Origin of the sequence: Halomonas sp. 707D4, from assembly GCF_024158685.1 — a bacterium.
Taxonomy (GTDB): domain Bacteria; phylum Pseudomonadota; class Gammaproteobacteria; order Pseudomonadales; family Halomonadaceae; genus Vreelandella.
Genome location: NZ_JAMZBD010000399.1, coordinates 1 through 2880 on the forward strand (window position 1 = coordinate 1; position 2880 = coordinate 2880).

The 2880-nt window shown below is 67.9% G+C and carries 3 protein-coding genes; 2 read left to right on the plus strand and 1 reads right to left on the minus strand.

The window, feature by feature from the left end:
- Positions 1–458, plus strand: a 458-nt coding sequence (locus tag BIS11_RS14250; RefSeq protein ID WP_253586370.1) for an ACP phosphodiesterase, incomplete at its 5' end; no start/stop codon positions are given.
- Positions 459–469: 11 nt separating this feature from the next.
- Positions 470–916, plus strand: a complete 447-nt coding sequence (locus tag BIS11_RS14255) for a YcgN family cysteine cluster protein (RefSeq protein ID WP_253422195.1) — start codon at positions 470–472, stop codon at positions 914–916.
- Positions 917–1183: 267 nt separating this feature from the next.
- On the opposite strand, the gene BIS11_RS14260 is transcribed toward BIS11_RS14255, so the two are convergent.
- A partial coding sequence (locus BIS11_RS14260) for a prolyl oligopeptidase family serine peptidase (RefSeq protein ID WP_253586371.1) occupies positions 1184–2880 on the minus strand: 1697 nt, incomplete at its 5' end.

Consider the following 2880-nt stretch of genomic DNA (forward strand, 5'->3'; position numbering starts at 1 on the left):
ACCGCCGGGTGGACGCCTTCGTCGACGCCCACCCGGCGGTGCGGGGTGCCCGCCAGCGCGCTCCCGCCGCTCAGCGCCGCTACGCCGGCATCGCCCTGGATATTCTCTGGGACCATTTTCTGGCCCGCGAGCTTTCAGGGCAGGAGGCGTTCGACGCGCTCGTCGAGCGCCTCTACGCGCTGCTCGCCGCGCATCCGGCCCCGGCGCGCCTGGCCACGATGATGCCGGCGCTCGTCGAGCACGACTGGCTGCGCCGCTACGCCGATTTCGGCTTTACCTGCCGGGCGATCGAGGGCGTGGGCCGCAGGCTCTCCGGCCCCAACCGATTGGCCGAGCTCGTGCCCTGGCTTGAACGCGACTACGCGCGGCTGGAGAACGATTTTCACCCCCTCTGGGCCGATTGCCTCGCGACGCTCTCGAGCAGCGGTGAAGCGGTCGGCACAGGTAAGATTCAATGAACGAGGGCGCCATGCGCGAACGTTTCTGGGAAAGATACCCGCTCGAGGAGCTGACCGCCGAGGAGTGGGAGGCGCTTTGCGACGGCTGCGGACAGTGCTGCCTCTTGAAGTTTCACGACGACGAGACCAAGGAGCTCGCCGTGCTGGGCGTGGCGTGCCGGCTGCTGGATACCCATAGCTGTCAGTGCAGCGACTACGAGAACCGCTTCGAGAGCGTGCCGGACTGCACCCAGCTCACCCCGGCGCTGGTGCGCGAGTTCACCTGGCTGCCCGCCAGCTGCGGCTATCGCCGGGTGGCGGAGGGGCGCAAGCTCGCCGGCTGGCATCCGCTGTTGAGCAACGACGCCGAGCGCGTCCATCGCAAGGGCGTCAGCGTGCGCGGTTTCGCCGTTTCACAGGACGCGGTGCCGGAGAAGGAGTGGGAGGATTACATCATCGCCATCCTGCCCATCGACTAGCGGGCGAGCAGTGCCATCACCAGGCGCTTGAAGCGCGATACGCGCGCCGGCGTGTCCGCCGATGCGGTCGGGGTGTCCCAGATGGTCAGAAAACGCTCTTGATATTTCATGTCACTCTCCTGGTTTGAGTTAGACATTGGTCTATACGACGAACGGCCATTATACCCGGGAGATCGATTGTGGAAAGCTTTATGGAAAATTTTTTCATAAAATGAAAGCCCCCGCGAAGCGTGCTCCGCGGGGGCTTTGGTCTCGGGGAGGCGCCGATCAGGCCGGCGCGTCGGCCAGGCCCAGCGCCCACAGGATGAAGGCGTCCTGGCGCGCCGCGTCCTGCCAGCTCTTGAAGCGCCCGGAAGCGCCGCCGTGGCCGCTGTCCATGTCGGTGTGCAGAAGGATCGGCGCATCGCCTCGTTGCGCCTCGCTCACCCGCGCGTAAAACTTGGCCGGTTCCCAGTAGCCCACTCGGGTATCGAACCAGTTGCCCTCGATCCACAGCGCCGGATAGGCCTGGGGCTGGATGTTGTCCATCGGCGAATAGCCGCGCAGGCGCGCCTCGACCTCGGGCTCGACGGGGTTGCCCCACTCGCTGTACTCGGCGGTGGTCAAGGGCAGCTCCGGGTTCTGCATGGTGCGCAGCACGTCCAGAAACGGCACGTCCAGCACGGCGGCGCAGAACGCCTCGGGCGCTCGGTTGACGCAGGCGCCGACCAGCAGCCCGCCGGCGCTGGCGCCGACCGCGACGATGCGCTCTGCCTGGCTCAGGCCCTCGTCCACCAGCGCCTGACGCGCGGCGAGGAAGTCGTCGAAGCTGTTCTCCTTGTGGGCCATCTTGCCGTTCAGGTACCAGGGTTCGCCGCGCTCGCCGCCGCCGCGCACGTGGGCCACGGCGAAGGCGACGCCGCGCTCGAGCAGCGAGAGCCTGGCGATCGAGAACCACGGATCGAGCGGTTCGCCGTAGGCGCCGTAGCCGTAGAGCAGCGTGGGCAGCGGCCGGTCGGCGAGATCCGCGCGCATCACGATCGATACCGGCACCCGCTCGCCGTCCGGGGCACTGGCCCAGATCCGCTTGCTCACCAATGCTCCGGGCGTGAGGCCGCCGTGCACCGGCACCGTCTTCAGGTGCCGGCGATCACCGCTTTCAAGATCCAGCTCGTACCAGCTGGCCGGGTGGGTGAAGGACTCCTCGCGCAGCCGCACGCGAGTGGTGTCGAAGTGCGCCGACTCCTCGAGCAACTGGGAGCAGGGCGTCTCGGGCAGCGCGATCAGCGTGTCAATCGTGATCTCGTCGAGCCCGTCGAGCACCAGCCGGCGCAGCCGGGTCTGGGCCTCGTCGTGGCTTCGCTGGGCGACGATCAGCCCCCAGGCGTAGGCGTCCATGCCCTCCAGGGTATGGGCGTCGTCGTGGGCGATCAGCGTCTGCCACTCGGGGGAATCGCTTTCTTCCCAAGCGCTTTCTACGAGCGTATCCAGGGCGAAGTGCGGGCCATCCTGGTTGTGCAGCCGATAGAAGGCGCCCGGGCGATGGTCGATGCTGACCTCGACACCCTTGATGCGCCGGTGCAGAAGACGCGGCGGGGTGTTGGGTGCCGCGGCCGGAATCGCCAGGATCTCGGTGGTGTCCTTGGCGCTGGTCTCGATCAGAAGCCACGCCTTCGAGCGGGTCTTGCCCATGCCGAGCCAGAATTCCGCGTCCTCCTCGCGAAACACCAGGGTGGCGGGTGCTGGGCGTTCGGGGGCGGTGAAGTCGACCTGACAGCGCCACAGGCTGTCCGGGCGCTGGGTGGCGTCGAAGCGGGTGAACAGAAGCGTCGCATTGCGCGGGGTCTGGTCCTCCGCCCAGCACAGCGCCGGGCCGATGTCGTCGGCGAGCTTGTGCGGCTCGCCGTCGGGCAGCGCCTTGAGCCACAGCGCGTAGCGCTCGTCGCCCTGGGTGTCCTCGCTCCAGGCGAGCCACTGCTCGTCCG

What these genes read in the sequence shown, in the direction of transcription:
- BIS11_RS14255 (WP_253422195.1), top strand. Translation starts at nt 470, where the DNA reads ATGCGCGAACGTTTCTGGGAAAGATACCCGCTCGAGGAGCTGACCGCC.